Source organism: Microvirga yunnanensis (assembly GCF_025460875.1).
Map to the genome: position 1 here is coordinate 1 of NZ_JAMXFI010000080.1, position 24,820 is coordinate 24,820.

The following is a 24,820-nucleotide window of genomic DNA, read 5'->3' on the forward strand; positions in this document are numbered from 1 at the left end:
CCTCGTGGATCTCGGGCACGCTGCGATGCTCGCGGTGACGCAAGGCCCCGACGAGGGCGATGACGTCCAGCCCGAACTCATGCTGGGGCAAGGCCAAGGCGCCCTCGCTCTCGGGCCGATAGGGCTTGTGGAAGCGGTCGCAGCCGATGGTCTCGCACCAGCGGATCTTGAGCCGCAAGCGGATCGATCCGGTCAGCGTCACAAGGGTGCGGTGGTTCTCGTAGCGGATGCGCATCGGGGCTTTGCAGGCCGGGCACAGCCGACAGGCGGGCCGCAGCACGCGCTCGCGCTCCGGCCGCGGGCGCCCTGAGAGTCTGGTCATCCCGCACCTCCCATCAGGTACAGAAGACCCCCACCACCACACTCTATCAGACAGTCAGGTTTGCCGTCCTAAAAAAATGGTAACGCCCGCTGCCAGGCGCCGGGCCGTGGCTCATGCCATGCAAGCCCATGGCGTGAGCGAGCGGCGGGCATGCTCCATTCTGACGATCGACCGCTCGTCGGTCCGCTATCGCTCCACCCGACCTGACGACGCCGCGGCGCGCGAACGCATGCGAGCTGTGGCGGCGGTGCGCCGGCGCTTCGGCTATCGACGCCTGCAGATCATGCTGGCACGAGAGGGATTGGTCATGAACCACAAGAAGTTCCGGCGCCTCTATCGCGAGGAGAGACTGCAGGTCAAACGCCGGGGCGGCCGCAAGCGGGCCCTGGGGACGCGCGCTCCCATCCTGCTGCCGGGCGGGCCCAACCAGCGCTGGAGCCTGGACTTCCTCAGCGATGCCTTTTGCCGACGGGCGCCGCTTTCGAGTTCTGGCGGTGGTTGATGACTTTACCCGGGAGTGCCTCGGGCTCGTGGCCGATACCTCGCTCTCAGGCCTGCGGGTCACGCGAGAGCTGGATGCCATCATTGCCTGCCGTGGCCGGCCGATAAGCTGTGTTTCGGACAACGCCACCGAACTGACCTCGTCCGCAGTGCTGCGGTGGTGTCAGACCACGAGCGTGGAATGGCAGTATTTCGCGCCAGGCAAGCCACAGCAGAACGCCTTTGTTGAGAGCTTCAATGGCCGCCTGCGCGATGAATGCCTCAACGAGACCCTGTTCACCTCATTGCGGCACGCCCGGCAGGTCCTTGACGCGTGGCGAAGGGATTACAACACCATCCGCCCTCATTCAGCCTTGAAAGGAATGACCCCGACTGACTTTGCCAAGCACACGACCAGAGGACTGCAATCGGAAGGAGCGACCCTTCCAGTTGCTATGACCGCCAACAACGGGCATCAATCAACCAGCGGACCCAGCTCTGAGCGGAGGAAACTCAGGGCTCACGTCAGTGGCAAACCATGAACCGCAGCGTTCTGCTTCTTTCAAACAGCTGATCTTGGAGTCCATCTCTCCCCACCTTTATAGGTCAAGTTTCAGAACGCCCGTCGCACGCGACACGCATGGGATAAATCGATTACTGCGGGCGTCGTTTAAAAGTACCGCATCGAGATGGATCGACACACCTTCCAGATATCTGCACTCGCAGGTCCCACAAACGCCGTTCTCACAGGATGCCATCAACAGAACGCCGGTGGCCCGGAAGGCCACTAGCGCGGATTTATCCGCGGGGACCGGGACAGCTGTCCCGTTGCGAAGAACCATCGTGAACGGTTCAGATTGCGTATCATCCCGGACCGGCAGTTGAAAGGCTTCGAAATGGACCGAGCCATCCGGCCAGTGTTCCCAAGCTCGTGCGACTGCAGCCATAAAGCCGGGGGGCCGCAGTAATAGAGATGTTCCCCACTGGGCCTTGTTGACAATTAGCCCTTGATGTCTTGTCGGGTTTCGATTTGATCGTCGAAGTGGAGTCTCAAACTTCCGAGGCTGATGATCTCCTCTAAGGTCTTCAGTAGTGGAGCAAGGCTTCGGCTCCGCGCAAATAAGCGAGTTCAACGGCCTTGCTCTGACAGCAGAGGGGCCGGGCCACTGCAAGGATCGGCGTGATCCCGATGCCGCCAGCAATATGGTCGGGCTCCCACTGTCCTTGAGCGGAAAATAATTGCGCGGGGTGGGGACGAGCAATTCGTCGCCTGGGGTCGCGTAATCATGAATCCATGCCGAGCCGCCGCGTCCGCGCGCTTCTAGCGTTACGGCTATCCTGTAGCGGCTGAGATCCTCCAGCTCACCGCAGAGCGAATACTGACGCACCCTTCTGTAGGATGACGGACATTGACATGCGATCCCAGTTCGAAGGTCGGCAGAAAAGGCCTGTGCGGATGCTTCAGTTTGATCACGCGGACATCGCCAGGTTCTTCATGGATTCCGGCGACTACCAGCTTCGTTGTGATGCGCGGAGATTCCATGTCACTTCACTCATCCATTGGCAGAATCGGATCACCGGAGCGGTTTAGCAGTCCCTCGTAGAGGCCTGGCATGCTGAGAAGCTCCTCGAGGTACTTGCACGGGAAATTCATCCGTGCCGCCCGCGAAACCGTTTCCCCGCCCCGGAAGCGCTTGCCAGCCAAATGGCCGAGCGGAACGCCGACAGGTCGGCAGATTGCGCCTGTGATCTTCGGGCGCAAGCGCGCCTATAAACCCGGGAATCTTTGGCTCTCCCTTGGCAATTGCCTCAAGTACCTCGGCCTCGATCAGCGTGATCTCACGAATGTCGGGCTTGAGCGAATAGGTCCCGGTGCCAAGATAATACCGGTCCCTGACGATGCCGCGTCCGGCAACGAGCTGTGCCTCAGCTAGTTCCTCCATTTCGTAGGAAGCGGCCGACGCTATATGAATGTGGAGCAGAGTGCCCTGCCAAGTCATGTATCGGCCCCCGCCGTGTCTCTTGCCTTCGACGTGAGCCTCTACGCAGGCGACCTGCTGCCCTTATCATTGGACTATCCTACGTCCTACCCCCCAGTCGTCACCACTCCCCAGTCAGCGGTAAATCTGCCATGAGATTGGCCTTGTCAAAAGCGCCAGTTTGCCGGCATCTTCTTAGTCCAGTTGAATGAAACATTTGAGGCTGTGCGACAGGACGAGCCAGTGAGATACTCGGCGGGCTGAAGGTTGCGTGTCAACGCGTACCCTTCACAGTGTCGATAGCTGCGGCGAGAAGTTGAACACCTCTCTCGATCTGCCTCGGTGTCAAGGCCGAGTAGCCCATTACCAGTCCAAGCCGCTCCCGTGGCGCCCCGGTAGGCCCCGTTGCCGAGTCGTAGAGCGGTGAAATACCGTAGAGCCCGACACCGTGCTGGCGCGCGGCCTCTATCAAGGCGGTTTCGAGTGATCCTGGCAGCTCATTTAACCAGACGACGACATGCAAGCCGGCATCGGCACCCTCAATGGTGATCCGTTCGCCGAGTGCATACTCGAGGGCGCTCAATAACGTCTCGCGGCGCTCTCGGTGAAGCCTTCTTACGCGACGAACATGGCTCTCATAGGCGCCGCTTTCGATAAGGGAGGCCAGCGCTTCCTGCTCGGTCATGGGTGTATGCCGGTCGACCAGTTGCTTTGCGGTTGCGAACACCTCCTGCAATTGCTGTGGCACCACGAGGTAGCCGATGCGTAGCATCGGCGACAGTGTCTTCGAAACAGTGCCAAGGTAGATGACGTTGCGGCCGTCCTCCAAGCTCTGGAGCGGAGGAACCGGGCTGATATCATACCGGTATTCGCTGTCGTAGTCGTCCTCGACCACGTAGGCGTCATGATCCCGGGCCCAATCGAGAAGCTGCTGGCGGCGGCTAATCGGCATGACACCGCCCAACGGAAACTGATGAGATGGTGTTACATAAGCCATCCGGGCGTCAATTTGTGCCAAATCCTCGGTCTTCAAGCCGTCCGCGTCCACGGCCACCGCCACTGCCGTGGCCCCCGTGCTAGAGAAGATCTGGCGGGCCATCCGGTAGCCGGGGTTCTCCATCACGAACGCGCGGCCCGCGTCGAGAACGATCCGAGCGCAGAGATCTAATCCCTGCTGGGAGCCAGTGACGACGATGATTTGCTCCAGATTGCATTGCAACGTCCTTGCTCGCCAAAGATATCCCTGAAGTGCTTGCCGCAGGCGCCGGGATCCCCGCGGATCCTCATAGGCAAGCCGTACCGGTCTTCGAGTAATCACGGAATTGATAGCCCGCTTCCACGCCAGCGCCGGAAAATCAGACGGAGCAAGATCGCCGTACCGAAAATCGACGGTCAAGGTATTAGTCAGGTAATCGAGCCATGGTGAAAGTGCGCGAAGTCTCTCGCCGTAAGCCGAAAGCGGCCCACGTGTCTCCCGCGGAGCCTTGATGTCTCGCAGGTGCGGTCCCATGTGCAATGTTATAACTCTAGGGCGTGCGCCTTGGCGTAGTTCCACGAACCCCTCCGCGGCAAGTTGTTCATAGGCAACCGTGACCGTGGTTCGGGAAACATGCAGTTCGTTTGCCAAGCTACGCGAGGATGGAAGCTGGCTTCCCGCCTCGTAGACGCGACTGAGGATCTGATCCTTGAGCGCCTCGTAAATCCTGCGCGCACCCATTTTAGGCGCCCGGTCGGTCGCCACTTGTTTTTCCGACTGGACCATTTTTTTTCAGTCAAACTGGATATGTCTTGCCGGCCAGTATGATGCCAATGTGGGTCAAAGCAAAGAGGATACGATCAGGCTATGATGATCGGCAGCGAACACGACAAGCGTCAGGAACACTCTGACCACTCTCACACGGCAAACCTCGGATTCGACACGCGCGCCATTCACCACGCGTTCGACCCAGTGGCTTTTAAGAGAGCGGCCCAGCCGCCGGTGTTTCTGACGTCGACCTACGCCTTTGAGAGCGTCGGGGCAAATGATGCTGCCGCAGCGCTCGGGGGCAGGCTGTATGCTCGTGAATATAATCCGACCACGGAGATCCTCGAGCAAAGGCTTGCAAACCTGGAAGGGGCTGAAGCAGGCCTCGTAGTATCGACAGGGATGGCTGCCTTCGGCACTCTGATCCTCTCATTGCTGTCGCAGGGCGACGAGCTCGTCGTTCACAACACCCTCTACTCGAATACTGTTGCGATGGTGGAGCAGGGTTTGCCTCGCTTCGGAATCAAGGTGGTTCCAGTCGATTTGTCGAATCCGTTGAACCTCGAAGCGGCGATCACAGCAAAGACGAAGCTCGTTTATTTCGAGACACCCGTCAACCCCGTGAGTGCCATTCTAGACATCACGGCGATCACAGAATGCGCTCACGCCCATGGAGTGAAAGTCGCGGTGGACAGTACCTTTGCTTCTCCCGCACTCCAGCGGCCGATCAAGCATGGTGCTGATATCGTCCTACACTCCCTGACAAAGTATATCAATGGGCATGGCGATACGTTGGGTGGCGCATTGCTTGGTGATGCCGAAACACTCCACCTCTTGCATGAGACTGGCCTGCGCTACATCACCGGCGCGACATTGTCGCCGCATTCGGCTTTCCTGATCATGCGGGGACTGAAAACGCTCACGCTTCGAATGGATCGGCACAGTGCCTCGGCTCTGGCAATCGCTGGAATGCTCGAAGCGCATCCCGCCGTGTCCTGGGTGAGCTATCCCTTCCTTGATTCACATCCCGATCACGCCATTGCGCGCAGGCAAATGGCGCAAGGATCCGGCATGATGGCCTTTGGACTTCATGCCGGTTTTGACGGCGCAAGAACAATGCTGGACCGCTTGAAACTGATAACGCGCGCCGTGAGCCTCGGCGACACGGACAGCCTTATCTATCATCCAGCGAGCATCACACGGGCGCGGCAAAGGATCCGGCAAGACGCACACATGGTCTCGGGTGTTGGAGACGAACTTATCCGACTTTCGGTCGGCCTTGAAGACGTGAATGACCTGATCGGGGACCTTCGCCACGCCCTCCTAGCCTTGTGACATAGCCACCGACGATCGCGATTACATAAACTCGGAACCGGACATGGAGCATCGAGTGACAGTCCTGAGCGGGCTTTCCGCATTTCCCATCACGCCGAGTGACCGTGCCGGCCACGTTGACACTGCGGCGCTCAAAAGGCTCGTGGTTCGGCTTTGCACCGCAGGCGTCGACTCTATCGGCCTTCTCGGCAGCACCGGAACTTACATGTATCTATCCCGTGAGGAGCGGCGGCGCGCTCTAAGCGCGACCATTGAGGCAACCGCCGGGAGCATACCAGTACTGGTAGGCGTCGGTGCCTTGCGGACCGACGAGGCGGTCGGACTGGCGCAGGACGCGAAAGCCTCTGGCGCCACCGCAGGTCTCCTTGCCGCCGTCTCGTATGCGCCACTCACGGAGGACGAAGTCTTCGAGCATATCTCCACCGTGGCCCGCGAGAGCTGCCTTCCCATCGTAGTTTATGATAACCCGGAGACTACCCACTTCCGTTTTACCGCTGCTCTGGTGGAGCGACTGGCCCACGTGAACGGCATCGTGGCGATCAAGAACCCGACAGGAGAACCTGAGAAGATCGCGAGTCACTTGGCACAACTGAGATCCTTGACGCCCAGGGGGTTCTCAATCGGCTATAGCGGCGACTGGAATGCTGCCGAAGCAATGATCCGCGGAGCTGATACTTGGTACAGCGTTCTCGCTGGCATCCTTCCCGACGTCTGCCTGCGCATCGTGAGGGCAACTCAGAACGGCGATGTCGAAGAGGCACGCCGTCTGGATGCCACACTTGGCCCGGTCTGGGATCTGTTCAAGCAGTTCTCCAGTCTTCGGACCGTCTATACGATGGCCGATCTGCTCGGCGTCTGCCAGGCGGAGCCGCCACGTCCCATTCTCCCTTTGCCGCCATCCACAAAGGAGAAGATAGCTCGCTGCCTTGCTGTGCTCGAGCAGGAACTCGCTTGAAGCGAGCAAGGTCTGGCGCCGCCGGAGAACCATGACGGCATGGCTTTATGTCGACCGGGTATTGCCCGTGCACATCGTCATCGGTCTCCCTGCACGTGCTCGCACCACCACGGTCACTGCGGGGATCAACAGATTGCTGGTGGCAATTGCGGCTATGTGCGGTCTCAAGGAGGAGGCTGTGGCCGCGTGGGAGTCCGGCCGTCTTGCAGTTCTCGCTGTGATGATCTTCTCGACGATCGCAGAACCGCTGTCGGAGGCGAGCATTCCGGCGGCGCTAGGGCGGGCATCCACCATGCCTTTGGAACGTGAGCCGTGGTCGGTAAGTCACTACTTTCGGCCGTGCTCGGAGCACTGGTCACCAGCGGAATGCTGCGGACGCCCTCTTCATGAGCGCCGAAGTCGCTCTTGAAAATTACTAACTGGAGGAGATCCACAATATGGATGGTTTCAGCCATGCGATTCAAAGGTCTTGATCTAAATCTTCTTGTTGCGCTCGACGCCCTAATGACGGAACGGAATCTCACAGTGGCGGCACGAAGCATCAATCTGAGCCAGCCTGCCATGAGCGCAGCCGTCAACCGGCTAAGAGACTACTTTCGCGATGATCTATTCACGATGAACGGTCGCGAGCTTCGCCCCACACCGCGGGCTGAGGGACTCGCGCCAGCGGTCCGAGACGTTCTCCTGCAAATTCGGAGCTCAATCATTTCTTGGGAGCCATTCAATCCAGGTCAATCCAACCGTCGTTTCAGGATCCTTCTTTCGGATTTCATGACGCTTGTCTTCCTTGATAGGGTCGTCGAGCGTCTTGCGCAGGAAGCACCCACCGTCAGTTTCGAACTTCTGCCACTCGACAGCGACCCAAGCGAGCTTCTCCGGCGGGGTGAGGTTGATTTTCTCTTGCTCCCGGATCTGTTCATGGAGAACACGCATCCGAGCGCGAAGCTGTTCGATGAGGAGCTTGTCTGCGTCAGTTGTCCTACCAACACATCGGTACCGCAGGACCTTACATTCGAGCAATACATGTCGATGGGACACGTCGCAGTTCGGTTCGGACGCTCGTTGAGGCCTTCGGTTGAAGAATGGTACTTGCTCGAACATGGGATTAAAAGACGCATCGAAGTCGTAGTGCAGGGATTTAACCTGATCCCGCAGGTGCTGCGCGGCACAAACCGCCTTGCCACTATGCCCTTACGATTGGTCAAGTATTTCGAGAAAACCATTCCCTTACGGATCATCAATCTTCCGTTGCCGCTTCCTGCCTTCACGGAAGCTGTTCAGTGGCCCGCACTTCATAACGGCGACCCGGCCAGTATCTGGATGCGGCAGATATTGATCGAGGAGGCGTCCAACATGGCGTTTCCGAATGATGCAGGGGAGTCCCTGCCCTCACATGCTGGCCGTCGAGCCAAAGCCCATGTTGCGGTGATTGACGACGGTCTTATTTGCGCTGGAGGATGAGCCCAAATAAGGCAGCTCGCGCCCACGGCAGCTATTATTGGCCCCATGCTACGGGTTCTCTGCATCAGTCTGTTGGGGCCCTGGCATTCATGGTCCCAAAGAGTTCCCGCTGGAGCGGCGCGACAAGCGTCTCCGCAAACGGAGTCGCGATGTGGTGCCGGTCGCGGAAGGTCAGCATGCCGCCAATCATGGCGGGGCACCTTGTTTCGTTGCAGAACAGGTCGGTCAGGTCGACATAAGAGGCATTTCCGATATGCGCAATGGCCTTCCGTTCGCTGTCCGGAATCGTCTCTTCCATAGCCTCGCTACGCGGTGTGTCACAGATTTCGGGACTCCTGTTTTGCCAGAGTGCGCGCGCGACGCATTTGTCGGGATAGGTCCTGTGCACCGGCCCATCCCGAATCACCGCGATCTTTGGGGTAGCGCTTTCCAAGGCGGACACGGTCTTACGGAGCCCCTGAGCCCATGTGGCTGCGTCGATCTGGTGAGCAGATGTGACGTTGATGTCATTTTTGACGTAAGCCGAGGAATACTCCGAAATGATCACCATGTCCGCCTTTCGTGTGGCAATCTCGCGCATCGCGAACTCCCGCCACCGATCGCATTCCTCGTAATCCCGCACGAGCATAGAATTCCAAATTGTGACGTCTGCCGCAGGGCAGGATGATTTAAGATAAGTGACAAGCCGCCACCGGTTACTGTTCACCATGCTGATCAGCGGCGTCGACCAGTGATCAGCATGCGAATCCCCTATGAGAACGATGGTCTTACCGGGGTTTTCAGCACCGAATTCGCAGGGCTTAGGCTGCACTTGGTAGGCGTCGAGAAGACAGCCCGCGTCCAACTGCCGGGCCAGTGAATCGCGCTCAGCGCTTAGGCGGACAAGATTCTGCTGGGGATCGATCTTTTGATTGGCCAGTCGCGCGCCGCCAAAGGCGACTATTGTACCACACGCGGTCACAAGCGCAGCAAAACCGAGGGAGCGGCTGGTTTTTGCCATCAACCACGAGTTCCGCCGCAGCGGGTTTTCGACGAAGCGGTAGCTCAGGACAGAGAGCCCCAAGGTAAGCGCGAAGCACAGAGCCCGTTCGAGGATAGTGAGCTCGGGTTTCAAGATGCCCGCAAAGACGATTACGGGCCAATGCCATAGGTAGAGTGAATACGATACCCGTCCGATCCGTTGCAGCGGCGCCAGCGAAAGAAGCAATTGCGGTCCCGCGTGCCCCGGACGTGTGCCGCTGAGAAGCACGATCACCGTGCCGACGACTGGAACAAGGGCAATCAACCCTGGAAAGGGCACATCCACTGGCATGCCGAGGTAGGACGTCATGATCAGACCTATTCCGATCCAGCCGAAGACCGATATGAGCCGAAACCGCTTGGCCGCCTCTTCGGAGACCATTGAGGCGAGACCTCCACAAGCGAACTCCCAGGCACGGAACGGTGAAAAGTAAAACGCCCACGGCTCCGATACGGCAGTAAAATGCAAACAGAACGCGAAGGAGACGACACCCACCAGCGTCATCGGGAGGAAAAGCCCGTATGCACCCGCACGGAGCCGCGCGAAAAGCAGCAGCAGAGCCGGCCAAATGAGATAGAATTGCTCCTCAATCGAGAGCGACCAGAAATGGATGAACGGGTTGTTGGCTGCATCCGAGGCGAAATAATCAACGGCCGAGCTGATAAGCCACAGGTTGATTATGTAGGCGGACGCGTAAAACGACTCCTCAGAATAGAACTGCTGCTCGGGTGGAGAAAGAACGAAGTAGCCGAAGAATAGCGTCGCAAGGATGGCGACACACGACGCGGGAAGAAGCCGGCGAGCTCGCCGCGCGTAGAAGCGCAGAAGGTCGAGCGAGCCGGTCTCGTCAATTTCGAGCTGGATCTGCCTGGTGACCAGATATCCCGATATAACGAAAAAGATATCAACACCGACAAAGCCGCCGGGCAGACCAGCTACGCCAAAGTGAAAGGCGATCACTCCCGAAACGGCAAGGGCACGCAGTCCCTCGATATCCATCCGGAAATGATGTGGTTCCGTTCGTGTAGCCATATCGAAATCTGAGCGCCCTATGATTCAGTCTCACCGAACAGTCCGGGCCAAAAAGGAGGACTCATGTATGAACACACCTCACGCCCACATTGCCGTTCTTTGAGAGTGCAGCGGAATTAGCCATGGAATTCTTTGAGCCTGATAGAAAATGAAGTGAGCGATTCTAGCTAGTTAAGATTTCGTCGCTGGTTGCGAAATCTACCGAGAATCGGATGCCCTAGAGCAAAATCATCCTGCGCTATCATGACAGGCGAAAGCTGCATTACGCAAGTGCCCGCATGGAGCATGGCAGATTATCCCATCCATTCTGGAACGATGCTGCAACATCTGACATCCATGTATGCAGATCTTGTGAGAGGTTTGGAGTGCAGTTCAGTATAGTGCCGCGTCGGCCTGTCAATAGCGGCCTCTGCTCAGGGGGGCCCGGCATGGTTCTGACAACCGCGTTGGTTCACACCCGAGGGTACTGTTTTGCAAACCGTAACGTGCTCGGGCAAGGCCAAGCAAATGGTCCTTTTGCGCAAAAGTTGGACGGTGGAGCAGTTGTTCGCATGAGCGAGCCGACGCCAGGGCTTGCGGAAGGCGTGGAAACTACAATCGCCCCCTCTGAGCTGGGGCCGTCAATTGCAGTCATCCGGAGAACAGCACAAGCCAACCCGCCCGCCCAAAAACAACAACCCCGTAGTTCGAGCCGCCGCGTAAAATCTGCCGCTCTGCAAGTGCGGTCACTAGACCAATCAGATCCAAAGAGCCGGTCACCAAGCATGTGGCGTAGTTCCCGGACTTCATCATTTTCCTCCTTCCGCCTCGGACTTTTGCCCTAAAACATTCCTTCGAGCAGGGCAGCCCACCATCCATCAAATTGATGCCTACAATCCAAACAATTGATTTTCCCGGCTCTACTGGATCCTTCATAGATGGAGGCATCTATCGTAGTGAGGTTGCCTCTCGATCTAGTTGGTCTCATCGCAATCAGTCCGGCAGATACCGCGTCGAGAACGCCATTCCGATCGGGCCAATTTCTATTTTGCTCAACTGAGCGTTTTTGCTGGCCAGCTTGACCCCAATTTGGCTCAAAGTAAGAGGTTCGCCATGATCGGCGGCAGCGAAGACGACAAGGCCCACGTACACTCGCGTACAGTCGACATTGGGACGATCGGTCTTGATACCCGCAGCATTCACGATGTAGTTGAATCCGCGGCAGTAGAGAGAGCAATTCAGTCGCAAGAGTTTGGGGGCTCGGCGTACGATCTCGGGAACGCCGAGGCGGGCGACGCAGCCGCAGCGCCCAACGGCCAGCATTGTGCCTGCAGCAGGATCGTCGCTAATCCTTGCGAAAGTCAGCAGACGATTTCTGAAACTTCAACAACGGATCTGAGGTACTTCAAGCATTATCTTGCTGCGCTCCGGCCGCATCAATGGCTAAAGAATGTGCTAGTGTTCTTTCCAGGGCTGGCTGCACATAAGTTCGATTGGCCGACACTCCTCTCATCAATGGAGGCATTCGTCTGCTTCAGCTTTGTGGCTTCTGGTGTTTACGTCGTGAACGATCTTCTCGATATCCGCGCAGATCGGGTGCACCCGCGCAAGCGGTACCGTCCGTTCGCCTCGCGCAGCATCCCCGCCACGCACGGAACGTGGATAGCACTAGGGCTGATCGTTCCGGGCGGGTTCATAGCCATGTTTATAGGGCAGGGCTTTTTCCTTGTAATGGCAAGCTATCTTCTTGCGACCACGGCCTATTCACTGCACTTCAAGCGGCACATCGTTATAGATATATGTATTCTTGCGGGCCTCTATACCATACGCATCGTCGCAGGTGGAATCGCGACATCAGTTCCGATATCAGTCTTGCTCATTGCCTTTTCCATGTTCTTTTTCCTCTCGCTTGCTGCGGTGAAGCGACAAGGCGAGTTGGTTGATAGCGCCGGGCGTGGATGTCTACAGGCCGATGGCCGAGGTTATCACGTCAACGACTTGCAAATCATCTCCATGATCGCAGTTGCGGCAGGATACGTATCTGTTCTGGTGATGACATACTACGTCAATTCGCCTGCCGTAGCGGAGCTCTACCCTCATCCTCAGATGCTCTGGGGCGTTTGCGCAGTCCTGCTCTATTGGATCACTCGCACGGTCATGATGGCGCACCGCGGGTACATGCATGATGATCCGGTGATCTACGCCGCAAAGGATCGGATCAGTCAGGCCTGCCTAGCGATTATTCTGGTCTTCGTCGCGGCCGGAATGCTGGTATGAATCGGCGAACTCCAACGTTACGCTATGCGGCATTTGCCGCCATCGCAACGGTTGTCAATATCACCACACAAAATTCGGTCCTCCAACTCGGGGACGCGAGCGATCTTCTTGCGCTTGCCATGATCGTGGGCACCATCGCCGGGCTACTGACCAAATACCTGCTCGATAAGCTTTGGATTTTTTACGACCAGGAAATCGGCCTCAAAAGCGATGGGTGGAAGTTCTCGCTCTACACGGCAGTGGGTGGCCTCACCACGATTATTTCGTGGAGCGCTGAGGCGGCTTCCTGGACGATCTGGGGAACTGAGGTGATGCGTGATGTGGGTGCTTTCGTTGGGCTGACTATCGGCTACATGGTCAGATTTCAGCTAGACAAACGCTTTGTGTTTTCAGATCGGCAGGGGAGGATCGCTCCATGAAGCTCGCGGGCTGGGGAAGGTTCCCAGTCATGGACGCCCAAGTTTATGTGCCCCGTGACCTTGCAGGGATCCAGCAGCTTGTAGCTTCGAAGCCGAGTGTAATCGCGCGCGGCTGTGGTAGAGCTTATGGTGACAGCGCCATTAATTCATCCGCGACGATTGATATGCGACGTTTGAACAGGATGTTGGCCTTTGATCCGAAAACTGGGCAGTTGATCGCGGAGGCTGGAGTTGTTCTGTCCGACATCATCGCGGCTTTCCTACCCCGAGGTTGGTTCCCAACGGTCACGCCCGGCACGAAGTTCGTGACCTTGGGCGGTATGATCGCCGCCGATGTCCATGGCAAGAACCATCGCAAGCACGGAAGTTTTCGAAGGTGCGTCGACTGGATCGATGTAATGGGGGCCGATGGCACAATCCAACGTTGCTCACGCGAAGGTCACGTAGAGCTCTTCGAGCACACTCTTGGCGGGATGGGACTCACCGGAATTATTATACGAGCGGCCGTCCGATTACGCACGATCGAAACTGGATGGATCCGCCAGACGACAATACCCGCGCCGAACCTTGAATCAGCAATGACCGCTCTGGAACGTGCTCATGGTTCGACTTATTCGGTGGCGTGGATTGACTGCCTTGGGGCGGGGATCAACCTTGGACGCTCACTTGTTTTCCTGGGAGAGCACGCGAACAGCCCGGACCTTCCAGCACATCGATCGCTCCATCCTTTCACTACGCCGGATAAGCGCAAACTTTCGCTTCCGTTCAACTTCCCATGCTTTGCTCTTAATCGATTTAGCCTCCGTGCCTTCAATACACTCTACTATTGGGCCGGCGCTTGGAATCGAGGTGAGAAACTCGTTGACTGGGATAGCTTCTTCTATCCCCTTGACGCGATCGCCGCCTGGCATCGGCTCTACGGCCGCAAGGGATTCGCTCAGTTCCAGTGTGCTCTTCCCCTAAACCGCTCCGAAGAGGGGCTCAGGGCCCTGCTCCAGACAGTGTCCAAGGCACGCGCTGGGTCCTTCTTGGCCGTTCTCAAGCGGTTCGGCCCGCAGGAGAGCCGGTTTTCGTTCCCGATGGAAGGCTACTCCCTTGCTCTTGACTTCCCCATCACGACCAAGACCTCGGGCTTGTTGGCGAACCTGGACCAAATTACAATCGATCACGGCGGGCGCTTCTATCTAGCCAAAGACAGCCGCATGTCTGCTGAAACGTTACGTGCCTCCGATGGCCGAGTTGAAAGCTTCGTCCGAATGCGGGCGGATAGCGGCTGGAAGAACTCGTTCCAATCGGCGCAAGCGGAAAGACTTGTGCTGTGACAAAGCCGTCCATTCTTATCTTGGGTGCACGTTCGGACATAGGCATAGCCGTGGCGCACAAGTTTGCAGCGCACGGCCATCCGATCCAATTAGCCGCGCGGCAGTCGAAAAAGCTCGACGCCGAAAAGGCCAATTTGCAGATCCGATATGGTGTCCCTGTAACCCTACACGAGTTCGACGCACTGCTGCCAGAAACTCACGCGGAGTTTCTAGCCATGTTGCCCGAACTGCCCGCGATCGCCGTAAGCATCGTCGGCATGATGGGAAGCCAGGAAGGCAGCGAGAGCGATTATCTGCTCGCCAGTTGCATCATGCGTAGCAACTTCGAAGGACCTGCCAATATCCTGTCATTGCTGGCCAACCGATTCGAAGAACGGGGATCAGGCACTCTGGTTGGCCTCAGTTCGGTTGCGGGAGAGCGCGGACGCGCGACGAACTACGTCTACGGCTCCGCGAAGGCGGGCTTCACGGCCTTCCTATCCGGCCTTCGCAATCGTTTGGCGAAACGCGGCGTACACGTTGTGACGGTGCTCCCGGGTTATGTTGCGACGGAGGCGACTGAAAGCATCCATCTGCCGGCAAGGCTCACCGCACAACCGAGTGAGGTCGCTGAAAGGATAGTGGTCGCCGTCGAGCGAAAGAAAAATGTTATCTACGTTCGTCCAGTCTGGCGGCTGATCATGCTGATCATAAGGCTCATCCCAGAGGCGGTTTTCAAGAGGATAAGGATATGATCCGCCTCGTCCCTACAAAAAAGCAACTAGAATACGTTGTTGCGGGATCTTTCATCATTGCTGGTATATCCGGTGTGATATGGATATTAACCGACCAGGATCCGATCCGAGTGGCGAATGGCTTGGGTTTCGATGGGGTATACTACGACAGAATTCTTCGGCACTTGGCTGCTGAAGGTGGCTTGGAGTTGCCCATAGCCTTTCCTTATTGTGGTCGCGTCGGGACGCCCTGGATACTTGCGAAGGTTTTCCATAGTCACGTCGGTTTTTTTGGATTCAATTTGGTTGTCTCCGTGTTATTTTCCGCTACTTTGCTTCTCGCGACACACTCACTCTGGCGTGGGAGCCTGAAAGGGCTCACGGCTGTGGTGGCGGCGTCGTCGTTCCTATATTTTGCACCAGTAAAATTTACAAATTTCTATCCGGTTTACATGGATCCCCCTTTTCTTCTCATCCTGTCATTTTGCCTATTACTGATAATAAACCGAGAGTACCTTCTTGCTAGTGCTATATGCATGTCAGGAATTCCTTTCAGAGAAGCTAGCTTCTATCTTTTGCCGCTATTCTTGTCATTTTATATTAAAAACGCGGAGAGGAAGAGAGCCGCGTTGGTGATATCTCTGTTCATTATTCTCGCTGGGTATGTGACAAAAGGACTAATACTGTCGGAATTTGATTGCGAATATCAGTCGCAACTCTTTACAGGGCTTTTCTGGCTTTATCGTTTTCTATCTGAGCCCGCTCATGTCTTAGGGTCGTTAGCTGCTATATCGCTCACCCTGGGACCGCTATATATTGTGTTAAACAAGGAGGCAGTTAAGCACGTTCAATGGAACGGCGCTGTCATATTTTCGGCAGCTGCATCTGTATACTGCGCCTCGTTGGCAATAGTTGGGGGGTCGGATGTCACGAGGATATTTTATAGTTTTTTGCCCCTCTATGTACCTCTACTGATAGCGTCCTTCAGAGCGTCAAGCCTAACATCGTTTGCCCTTGCCTGCTTTGGCTGGATGCTCACAAATCAGATGCTTCACACATACGAACAGCCGATCTCCGATGGGCCGAATAATGATCTTTCAGGTTTCTTTGCGCAATTTCCCGATTATGCGCATCCCACTATAGCCTTGGTTATCTTAGTGATATGGATCATTTTGGCGATGTTAAGAAGACTCATTGAGCCGTTAGAACGTCACTTGCCGAGCGAGTGAGTTCTAGAGTCGGCACCTTAAGGTTGGTGAGTTGAGACCATCCCTCCGGTCGGCAACGCGCGCGAGCGGGGCGCTTGTAACGCGTTTGTCACCGTCTCACTCTGCTTCGGTGGAAGCCAGTGCGGACCCGGCGATTATAGGCCTGCGCACCTCCCTCCCCGCCGGTTTTGCCGTCCAAGATCTTGGTGGCGCAGGCATTCGCTCCGATGTCCGAGCCGAACTGGTTATCCAGGACCGTCGCTCATTGACGCGCTTTCTGAGCCTTTCCTTTTGCTGGGGATGCCAAGCCCATCATTGCCGACGAGATTAAGGTGAAGGTCAAAGCAGGCATCAGGGGACGGGTACACTGCAAAAGGTGACGTGAGCCCCGAGATCGAGGAGCTCGAATACTGCATCCCGGCTGTTCGTAGGCATCGGCTGAGAGCAACCACGCGTCAATGCTCTCTCAAGCGCTGACAGTCAGTATGAATGGCCTTGCTAACCGTCATCAAATCACCCGGCTTGAAATCATTGACACACGGCACCGCCGACACTGGTCTGCGAGCGCGAAGGTCCCGATCGTGGAGGAAAGCCTGTTGGCTCCAGCGGTCATGTCGGCCAAAGCGCGCCGACACAGGACGTCGAACCAGTTGGGATTTGCCTCGATGTTTGGCCCGGGCACATGGTTGAGCGGACCCAGCCTGAGCCTCAAAGGCTCGACTGTCCAGCTTCTGGAGAACCGCAGAGCGGCTGGTAAGCCTACTGAGCGTCTATGGAACTGAGAACTAGAGCATCTTCCCGGTGACGATGCTCAGCCGCGCGGTCCCGAATGGCTCGTTGCACCTAGCGGTGATGGCTCGTGAAACCAATCTGTTCGACACGCTGGTGAAAGACATGGGCGAGACCTCAACTCTGCGAAAAAGACGCTCAATTACCTGACCGGGATCCTCCACATCGTTGGGTGCCTCTCGGATCGGCACGATCTTCCGTGAAGGAACACTATCATCTGGAGAGCACTCTCGGGTTTGACGAATACTGAACTCAGCGCCAGGATTGGCGCGCAACTCTACAGGCAGTGGGAAGCTCGCATGCAGCATCTTTTTCTGGACAGGCTGATCAGATTGCGGTGTCGGTGTCCGCTTGATTGAGCAGCGCGGCGTCGCTTTAGTTTCTAGCGGCCATACATGTCGTCAATCCGCACGATGTCATCCTCGCCTGTGTAGCTGCCAACTTGTACCTCAATAATCTCAAGCCCAATTTTGCCTGGGTTGACGAGCCGGTGCACTGACCCGATTGGAACCTGAACCGACTCGTTCTCGTGCAGGACGATTACGCTCTCACCGACAGTCACCTCAGCGGTGCCTTTTACGACAATCCAATGCTCGGCTCGGTGATAATGCTTTTGTAGTGACAGTCTCCCGCCCGGTTTCACGGATATTCGTTTGACCTGGAACCGCGCTCCTATATCGATCCGCTGATACCATCCCCACGGGCGATACACGCGAATATGCTCGTCCGCCTCTGGCCGCTTCTTGGCCCGCAGCAAAGCAACCAAGTCCTTGACCCGATCAGATTGCTCCCGTGAGGTGACCAGCACTGCATCCTGCTGCGTGATAACCACAACGTTGTCGACGCCAATAACGGTGGTTAGAACATCTTCGCTAAACACAAAGTTGTTCCTCGCACTGATTAATTCGACGTCGCCGCGCAGCACGTTCCCGCTACTATCCTTTTGAGCGGCCTCCCACATCGTGCCCCAAGTCCCCACATCCGACCAGGGAAACTCCACGGGAAGAACACCGGCTTTCGCAGTACGTTCCATGACAGCGCAATCGATCGATATCCGGGGAGCCTGCCTAAGTGCTGACGCGTCGAGCCGCACAAAATCGAGATCAGTTGACGCGAGCGCGAGCGCCTTGCGCGCGGCATCTAGGACGGCAGGCGCAAGCATCTCAAGCTCCGCCAGCATTACATCCGGTCGAAATGTGAGATAGCCGGCGTTCCAGAGGTAGCCGTCTGCGATGTACTGTGCCGCAGTCGTCGCATCTGGCTTCTCGGCGAAACTCTGGACACGAAGTGCATCGGTGCCTGAGATATAGTCCCCCGGTTTAATATAGCCATAGCCAGTCGCGGGGTGCCTCGGACGAACGCCAAGAGCCATAATCTCGCCGTTTCGGGCGACCGTTGCGGCGGCGTGGCTTGCCTCAAAAAAGGCAGGGTCATTACCGATCACGTGATCTGCTGGCAAAGTCATAACAACGGCTTCGGTATGTCGCTCCGCCGCGTGGCAGGCTGCGATGGCGACTGCAGCGGCTGACTCCCGCCTGATGGGCTCGAGCACTATGTCAGCGTCGCAACCGATCTCTACCAACTGCTCGGCTACGATGAATCGTACATCATTGCTCGCCAGGACAATCGGGCGCAGAAACACTTTTGAAGCGGTTACGCGTCGGACGGTGGTCTGGAATGTCGACAGATCGCCCAAAACCTTGATGAACTGCTTGGGCATGCTTTCGCGCGACGCTGGCCATAAGCGTGTACCGGACCCACCACACATTATAACGGGAATGATGTAAGGATTGGACGTAGTCACTCAGCTTCTTCCTCTTAAACCCCCTTAGGCAATGTTCCCCAAATGCCGGCGGCGTTCTCTATCTTTGCTTGGATGCTTTCGAGCTGTCATCCTGCAATCATTTACCCACAGCGATAGCAGCTATCAAAGGCCGGTGCGCTCGACCGGCGTTGGGACCGGCAACTGGCACGACAAAGCCTGACTGGCTTTCGCGGCTTCTTTTGCGGGCGCGAGGCGGCAAGTCCGGTGCGAGGCGGGTTTGTTCGTGCCCCGGCACAGGTGCAAAACGTCCAAATTACCGGTGGTCTTCCGGCAATGCCGGATGCATATACTCTGGTACGCCGGTTGCCTCGCCAAAGGCAAGCTTAATCATGCCGGCTCTTTCGGTTGTGCTCTCTGAAAACCCTCTGAAGATCCTGGTCGACCATCTCCTGTACAAGGTCCTCGAACCGGGTACGGTGCTGCCATCCAAGAACGTGCTTTGCCTTCGATGGGTCGCCGATCAGAAGATCGACCTCCGTCGGCCTAAAGTAGCGCGGGTCGATCGCAACCAAGACTTCACCTGATCCGCAATCGATACCTTTTTCGGCTACTCCGGTGCCCCGCCACTCAATAGTCGTTCCAACGCAGGCAAACGCCTTCTCGACGAACTCGCGTACCGAGTGCGTTTCACCGGTAGCAAGCACGTAGTCACCTGGTTCCGGATACTGCACGATCTGCCACATACCCTCGACATAGTCACGGGCGTGACCCCAATCGCGCTTCGCATCAAGATTTCCAAGATAAAGCGTCTTCTGGGATCCGTATTTGATTGCGGCTACCGCCCGTGTAATTTTGCGCGTGACGAAAGTCTCACCCCGAATCGGACTTTCATGGTTGAAGAGGATCCCGTTCGACGCATGCATGCCGTAGGCTTCACGGTAGTTTACGGTAATCCAGTAACTGTAAAGCTTTGCTGCGCCATAGGGTGAACGCGGATAGAAGGGCGTAGTCTCCGATTGCGGCACTGCTTGAACCTTGCCGTAGAGCTCCGACGTTGAAGCTTGATAGAAGCGTGTCTTGTCCTGAAGTTTAAGAATTCGGATTGCCTCGAGCACCCGCAGAGCACCGACCCCATCCGCATTGGCGGTGTACTCGGGCGTCTCGAACGAGACTTGAACATGACTCTGCGCTGCCAGGTTGTAAATCTCGTCCGGCTGAACGTCCTGAATAATTCGGATAAGGTTCGTAGAGTCTGTCATGTCCCCGTAGTGGAGGAAGAACCGCCCTCCCCGCAGGTGCGGATCCTCATAGAGGTGGTCGATCCTCTCTGTGTTGAAGGACGACGAACGCCGCTTGGTCCCGTGGACAATATAGTCCTTCGTGAGCAACAATTCCGATAGGTAAGCGCCATCCTGCCCTGTAGCTCCAGTGATGAGAGCGGTCTTGTGCGCCATAACGTTTGCCTCTGTTTGATAAATTCGGCCTTCAGGGGGCTTGGTGCGGTGGTCTTGGACAATTCCGGAGAACGGATTTGCGTTCATGGTCACGCGCGCGGTCCTGGACTCTGCTCCTTTGAGAGCCTACGCTCAACTGCAAAGGCTTGCTCGATCTGGCACCGGCGACACAAAGGGCGTCGAGGCGCAATCCCATGTGAGGCCACCTGTATGTGCTTCTCAGGCGTGGTGGTGGTTTCCCGAAGTCGATTTGACACGGCCGACAAGGTGTGAATGCCAACCGCTGGGTCATAGCGCCCAACATCGGAGTGCTCTCGCGGAACGACACTTCGCAGCAGTTTCTATTTCAGTAGTGGACTCGAGGAGCCCACCCGGTAACCGTTCATCCTTACGGGTCATGGCATGTCGTCGCGAGTTCGAAGGGCGCGCCGTGGCAGTCTCGGAAAGAGCTGACTCCGACCCGATTAGTGGCCCTCTTTATCGAGCACATTGCTGATAAACCACTCGTAGGATCTAGCCAGACCAACCTCGAAGGATGTTTTTGGGCGCCACCCCATGGATAATAATTTCTCGCTGGACAAGAGCTTTCGTGGCGTCCCATCTGGTTTGGATCTATCGAGACCTATGTCACCTTTGAAGCCAACAACGTTGCAGATGAGACGGGCGAGTTCAATAATGGTCATGTCGCTGCCGAATCCGATATTTATGTGCTCGGCTTCGGAGTAATGCTTAAGTAGGAAGACCACTGCATCGGCACAGTCTTCACTGTACAGGAATTCCCGGCGAGGCGTTCCACTGCCCCATATAGTCATGCGATCGAGGTTTCTAGTCTTTGCGTCGTGTGCTTTGCGTATCAGCGCGGGCACGACATGGCTGGCCATAAGGTCATAGTTATCACGAGGACCATAGAGGTTCGTCGGCATGGCTGAGATAAAGTCAACGCCATACTGCATGCGGAAGGCCTGACACAGCTTAATGCCTGCAATTTTTGCAGTTGCATACCATTGGTTGGTTGGCTCAAGTGGACCACTCAGTAGCGCCTCTTCTTTAATGGGCTGCGAAGCGAACTTCGGGTAGATGCAACTCGATCCGAGGAAGAGGAGCTTCTCAACGCCATATCTAAATGAGGCTTCGATCACGTTGGCCTCAATCATCAGGTTCTGATAGATGAAGTCGGCAGGCGCAGTGTCGTTCGCTAGGATGCCGCCCACCTTCGCCGCCGCCATAATAACCGCATGTGGCTTTGATTGTGACAGGAAATGCCGGACCTCCTCTTGCCGCGTCAGATCCAGCTTCCGCCTGTCGGCCACGACGATCTCGCAGCCCTCGGTGGTGAGCGCTCGGGTTACAGCGCTTCCGACCATACCTGTATGTCCTGCGACCCATACTCGCTTTCCGACTAGCGGGTACGGAGCCTCCAGGCTTACTGCCGTGCTTGGGTCTGACGTCATACCGAGTTTCCTAATTGTCACTTTTGAAACGTTTGATGGCATCCTGAAAGCACCAAGTCGTTCCGGCCGCGTGCGCTAGAAACGACAATCCCGCTTCGGGCAGGGCAGATGCGTGGCGCCGGGTGCTTCCCATAGAAGGGCTGCCGAGCTCGTTGCGCCTGAATACCTGAGGGTGGGGCAGCCACTTGTCCAGCATCCCTGAGCCCGCATACACTAACTGAGAACTTCTCGATGCTTGCGGCATGTGGAGTATGGGGGAGGCAGAGCGCCTTGTGAGTGCTAGAGGCATCTCGTCTCTCCCTCGATCAGGATCAAACGGCTCGGATCTTGCACGTCGAACTCAATCACTCGCGGGACAGAAAGGCGTGCATAGCGTGTAAAAGCGCTTGTCGGCGGAAAGCGAATGACAGTGTCACAGTGCCCGAGAAGATACATCTCAACGAGAGCGGAAATGCCGCCGTCAACGCCAAGCTCCGGGCTGTGTAGCGGGCCAGCCTGATGAGGTCGAAAATTCTTGGGGACGGTGATGAGGTCGGGAAAGACGCTAGACAAGTGAGTCACTACCTGCGCGCTGTCCGTAGACAAGAATATCCGGATGGGTTTTGGGTGAAGTAATGCTGTGGCCTTGTTAATGGCTTCGCACACTTGGCGCACTGCCAGCTCCGGGTCGGCCCAATAGGGTGCATGGCCCATAATGTCTTCGCCGTTGCCATGACGAACATGAACGCCAATGACGCTATACCCTACAAAGCTTTCCTGATGGACGGCCGTGATGCGACTCTGGATTTCGGATCGAGGTTTGATGCTCCGAAAAACCTGCCGCTCGGCTTCCTCGTCGCAACGCCACATCAAACAGGCGTCACAGATAACTGTGTTGGCGGCAACATCGTCTTGGGTCTGAAAAAGATCGCCGAGTTCATCGCGTTCTTGGAAAATCTGCGCATCGGGGCGGTAAAGACAATCGATGGATGACTTATTCCACCAGTCCGGGAAGAACGGCCCCGGGAATGAGAACTGGTTGACCTGATCGTCGCAAATAACCGGTACGCCAGCGATGTCTTTGATCGGCTCGAAGAACACCGGAAATGCGTTCGCAAAGGGTCGATCAAGATAGCACGACCCGCGCCAGTCAACAACGAGCGTTCGCCCCGTGCGCTGAGCGTACTGCCATGCGGCCGCGAGCGACCATATGCAGTCACCAAATCCGGTGCGTCTCCGAGAGACGACGAACCGGTTCTTAATGCGATGCGAAACAGGCATTTTGCGGTCGCCCGGTTTTCGGAGTTCAAGGAGGCGAGTTGGACTGAGCGTGGGCACCCGATGGGTCATCGATTAACCACAGCGCCGGTCGAGTTGGTGGCGTCGGATCCTGCAGCACTCGCCTCCACTACAATTCAACCTTTTCTAGACATGGCAGTGGCATTGGTAAAATTCATTGTTTGGATAGCACTCATCCATGAAGCCAATACAGACGGACGCGGAGGAGGTCCGTGCTGACGCTTCGAGACCCGCCCTTTGGATTCCGTCTGGACAGGCGAGCGGCGCCTCACGGTGCTGCGGTGGAATCGCCGGACGCCCCCCTGCTCCAGACATAGGCACGATGGGCATGGCTGGTGCAGCCGCGGTCTTCGACGACCTACGTTGGGACAGATGGTAGGCTCTGTCTGGCAAAGCGGCTGCCTGTGGCAACTCTTTCGCCTGACCGGGCAGGATCCGGAAGGCAATGGCGTATCCGAGAACTCGGCGACCATGCGAGCCTTGGTGCCGCGCCTCCAACGAGCCCTTCGACACTTAGTGGTGCATCCGGCAGGTAGAGGGGTATAATGGCGTCTCCCGCTGATCCCATAGCGGAGGCGATCCATGGCACCAGTCTGCTTACGGGACTTAACCGCTGACGAGTTCGCGACCGTCAAGCGCCTGGCCCACTCACACACCGCTTCGGCCCAGAGTGTGCAACGCGCTCAGATCATCTGGCGTGCCAGTCATGGCGAGAGCGCCTCGGCGATTGCAGCTCGCGTGGGCCTTGATGGTGAGACCGTGCGCAAGCCCATCCGCCGCTTCAATGCGGAAGGACTGGACGCGCTCAAGGACCGATACCGCTCAGGCCGCCGACCCACCTACACACCCGAGCAGATGGCCACCGTCAACGCCACGGCGCTCACGAAGCCAGAGACCCTCGGGCTGCCGTTTGCCGCCTGGACCTTGGATCGGTTGGCCGCTTACCTGCATGAGCACAAAGGAATTGCGATGCAGCGCAGTCGGATCGACGAGATCCTGCTTCACGAGGGCTTGCGCTGGCACAAGCACGAGACCTGGTTCGGCGAGCGGGTCGATCCGGCCTTCGCCGAAAAAAGGGGGCGATCGAAACGCTCTATACCAAGCCACCTGCGGGCAGTTGTGTGATCTGCCTGGACGAGATGGGACCGGTGAGCGCCAAGAGCTACGCGGGTCGTGCGCTGGTGCAGACAAACACGCGACCGGCCGAGCGAGCCCGACAGGAGATCGACTACGGCCGGCGCGCCAAGGGCTATGTCTTCGGGGCGTTTTGTCCGGCAACCGGTGAAGCCTTCACGCATCCCTATCCTGGTCGCGGCGGTGCCCACTGGGTCGACTTCCTGGAGCACGTTGAGACCTGGATCCCGAGCACGACCGAGCGGGTGTACGCGATCATGGACAACCTCGGCTCCCACCGCACGACCGACGTGCTGCTGTTCCTGCTGGCCCATCCACGCTGGGAGATGGTGTTCCAACCCAAGTATGCAGCCTACCTCAACCTGATCGAGCCGTGGTGGAAGATCCTGCGCTCGCTTGCATTGGCAGGCCGGCGGTTCGAGACATGGGACGAAATCAGCGATGCGATCCACTACTCTACGATCTACTGGAACGCGCACCGCCATCCCTTTGTCTGGGGTCAGCGCCGCCGCCATCGGCCCCGCCGCTCACCCGGAATCGCCCTCCTGCCGAGGGCGGCATGACTTACCGGATGCACCACTTAGGATCAGGCGGCCAAGTGCTTTACGACGGTCTCATCAAGCTTGAGCCCGGTTTTCGGCGCGCTGGCGATCTTCTGATGCGGGCACGCTGGTGCCGTCGAGGAACGTCATTCCGAGCTGG

The 24,820-nt window shown here is 57.1% G+C and carries 17 protein-coding genes and 3 pseudogenes; 11 read left to right on the forward strand and 9 right to left on the reverse strand.

Going from position 1 to position 24,820, the window contains the following annotated elements; all coding sequences use genetic code 11:
* Positions 1–235 (reverse strand): annotated as a pseudogene (locus tag NF876_RS29225) (ISNCY family transposase); the annotation flags it as partial.
* A gap of 157 nt (positions 236–392) precedes the next feature.
* Here NF876_RS29225 and NF876_RS29230 point away from each other — a divergent pair.
* Positions 393–1,344: pseudogene (locus tag NF876_RS29230) on the forward strand (IS3 family transposase); the annotation flags it as partial.
* 57 nt (positions 1,345–1,401) lie between these two features.
* Here the strand turns inward: NF876_RS29230 and NF876_RS29235 are convergent.
* The 3 genes and pseudogenes from NF876_RS29235 to pdxR all read right to left on the reverse strand — a co-directional run bounded on the left by NF876_RS29235 (position 1,402) and on the right by pdxR (position 4,543).
* Entirely contained in the window at positions 1,402–1,749 is a 348-nt protein-coding gene (locus tag NF876_RS29235) for a 2Fe-2S iron-sulfur cluster-binding protein (RefSeq protein ID WP_315975088.1), read from the reverse strand.
* 602 nt (positions 1,750–2,351) lie between these two features.
* Positions 2,352–2,802 (reverse strand): annotated as a pseudogene (locus NF876_RS43240) (MOSC domain-containing protein).
* Positions 2,803–3,055: 253 nt separating this feature from the next.
* Complete coding sequence (gene pdxR, locus NF876_RS29240) at positions 3,056–4,543, reverse strand: MocR-like pyridoxine biosynthesis transcription factor PdxR (protein WP_262271824.1); 1,488 nt, start codon at positions 4,541–4,543, stop codon at positions 3,056–3,058.
* Between the two features lie 84 nt (positions 4,544–4,627).
* Between pdxR and NF876_RS29245 the strand changes: the two genes are divergently transcribed.
* The 3 genes from NF876_RS29245 to NF876_RS29255 all read left to right on the forward strand — a co-directional run bounded on the left by NF876_RS29245 (position 4,628) and on the right by NF876_RS29255 (position 8,276).
* Positions 4,628–5,860: a trans-sulfuration enzyme family protein gene (locus NF876_RS29245; protein WP_114947395.1), complete on the forward strand. Its 1,233-nt coding sequence runs from the start codon at positions 4,628–4,630 to the stop codon at positions 5,858–5,860.
* Between the two features lie 55 nt (positions 5,861–5,915).
* Positions 5,916–6,815: a dihydrodipicolinate synthase family protein gene (locus tag NF876_RS29250; protein WP_262271825.1), complete on the forward strand. Its 900-nt coding sequence runs from the start codon at positions 5,916–5,918 to the stop codon at positions 6,813–6,815.
* A 453-nt stretch (positions 6,816–7,268) separates the two neighbouring features.
* A complete protein-coding gene (locus NF876_RS29255; RefSeq protein WP_210807029.1) occupies positions 7,269–8,276 on the forward strand; it encodes a LysR family transcriptional regulator in 1,008 nt (335 codons plus the stop codon).
* 64 nt (positions 8,277–8,340) lie between these two features.
* Here the strand turns inward: NF876_RS29255 and NF876_RS29260 are convergent, their stop codons facing one another.
* Entirely contained in the window at positions 8,341–10,329 is a 1,989-nt protein-coding gene (locus tag NF876_RS29260) for an acyltransferase family protein (RefSeq protein ID WP_262271826.1), read from the reverse strand.
* A gap of 1,092 nt (positions 10,330–11,421) precedes the next feature.
* Between NF876_RS29260 and NF876_RS29265 the strand changes: the two genes are divergently transcribed.
* Genes NF876_RS29265 through NF876_RS29285 form a run of 5 tightly spaced genes read left to right on the forward strand, consistent with a single transcriptional unit; the run spans position 11,422 to position 16,268 of the window.
* On the forward strand, positions 11,422–12,585 hold the full coding sequence (locus tag NF876_RS29265) for a UbiA family prenyltransferase (RefSeq protein WP_262271827.1): 1,164 nt from the start codon (positions 11,422–11,424) through the stop codon (positions 12,583–12,585).
* Positions 12,582–13,004 (forward strand): GtrA family protein, encoded by a 423-nt coding sequence (locus tag NF876_RS29270; RefSeq protein WP_262271828.1) that lies wholly within the window; start codon positions 12,582–12,584, stop codon positions 13,002–13,004. Before NF876_RS29265 ends, NF876_RS29270 begins: the two co-directional genes overlap by 4 nt.
* Positions 13,001–14,326, forward strand: a complete 1,326-nt coding sequence (locus tag NF876_RS29275) for an FAD-binding oxidoreductase (RefSeq protein WP_114947390.1) — start codon at positions 13,001–13,003, stop codon at positions 14,324–14,326. Before NF876_RS29270 ends, NF876_RS29275 begins: the two co-directional genes overlap by 4 nt.
* Entirely contained in the window at positions 14,296–15,060 is a 765-nt protein-coding gene (locus tag NF876_RS29280) for an SDR family oxidoreductase (RefSeq protein ID WP_373696738.1), read from the forward strand. The genes NF876_RS29275 and NF876_RS29280 overlap by 31 nt, the downstream gene beginning before the upstream one ends.
* Positions 15,057–16,268, forward strand: a complete 1,212-nt coding sequence (locus NF876_RS29285; RefSeq protein WP_210807016.1) for a hypothetical protein — start codon at positions 15,057–15,059, stop codon at positions 16,266–16,268. The genes NF876_RS29280 and NF876_RS29285 overlap by 4 nt, the downstream gene beginning before the upstream one ends.
* Positions 16,269–17,418: 1,150 nt before the next feature.
* Here NF876_RS29285 and NF876_RS29290 read toward each other — a convergent pair.
* From NF876_RS29290 to NF876_RS29305, 4 genes are all read right to left on the reverse strand, one after another.
* Positions 17,419–18,840, reverse strand: coding sequence for a mannose-1-phosphate guanylyltransferase/mannose-6-phosphate isomerase (locus NF876_RS29290; RefSeq protein ID WP_262266346.1), 1,422 nt, complete (start codon positions 18,838–18,840; stop codon positions 17,419–17,421).
* Between the two features lie 344 nt (positions 18,841–19,184).
* The gene (gene gmd / locus NF876_RS29295) at positions 19,185–20,255 is read right to left on the reverse strand and encodes a GDP-mannose 4,6-dehydratase (RefSeq protein ID WP_210807039.1); all 1,071 of its coding nucleotides are present in this window, start codon (positions 20,253–20,255) and stop codon (positions 19,185–19,187) included.
* Between the two features lie 464 nt (positions 20,256–20,719).
* Positions 20,720–21,706 (reverse strand): GDP-L-fucose synthase, encoded by a 987-nt coding sequence (gene fcl / locus NF876_RS29300; RefSeq protein WP_210807014.1) that lies wholly within the window; start codon positions 21,704–21,706, stop codon positions 20,720–20,722.
* Positions 21,707–21,985: 279 nt separating this feature from the next.
* A complete protein-coding gene (locus tag NF876_RS29305) occupies positions 21,986–22,966 on the reverse strand; it encodes a nodulation protein NodZ (protein WP_247654297.1) in 981 nt (326 codons plus the stop codon).
* 600 nt (positions 22,967–23,566) lie between these two features.
* Between NF876_RS29305 and NF876_RS29315 the strand changes: the two genes are divergently transcribed.
* Entirely contained in the window at positions 23,567–24,109 is a 543-nt protein-coding gene (locus tag NF876_RS29315) for a helix-turn-helix domain-containing protein (RefSeq protein ID WP_210807012.1), read from the forward strand.
* A 14-nt stretch (positions 24,110–24,123) separates the two neighbouring features.
* Positions 24,124–24,681 carry a transposase gene (locus tag NF876_RS29320; RefSeq protein ID WP_262271831.1) on the forward strand — a complete coding sequence of 186 codons (558 nt, stop codon included), beginning with the start codon at positions 24,124–24,126 and terminating at the stop codon, positions 24,679–24,681.
* Positions 24,682–24,820 lie beyond the last annotated feature (139 nt).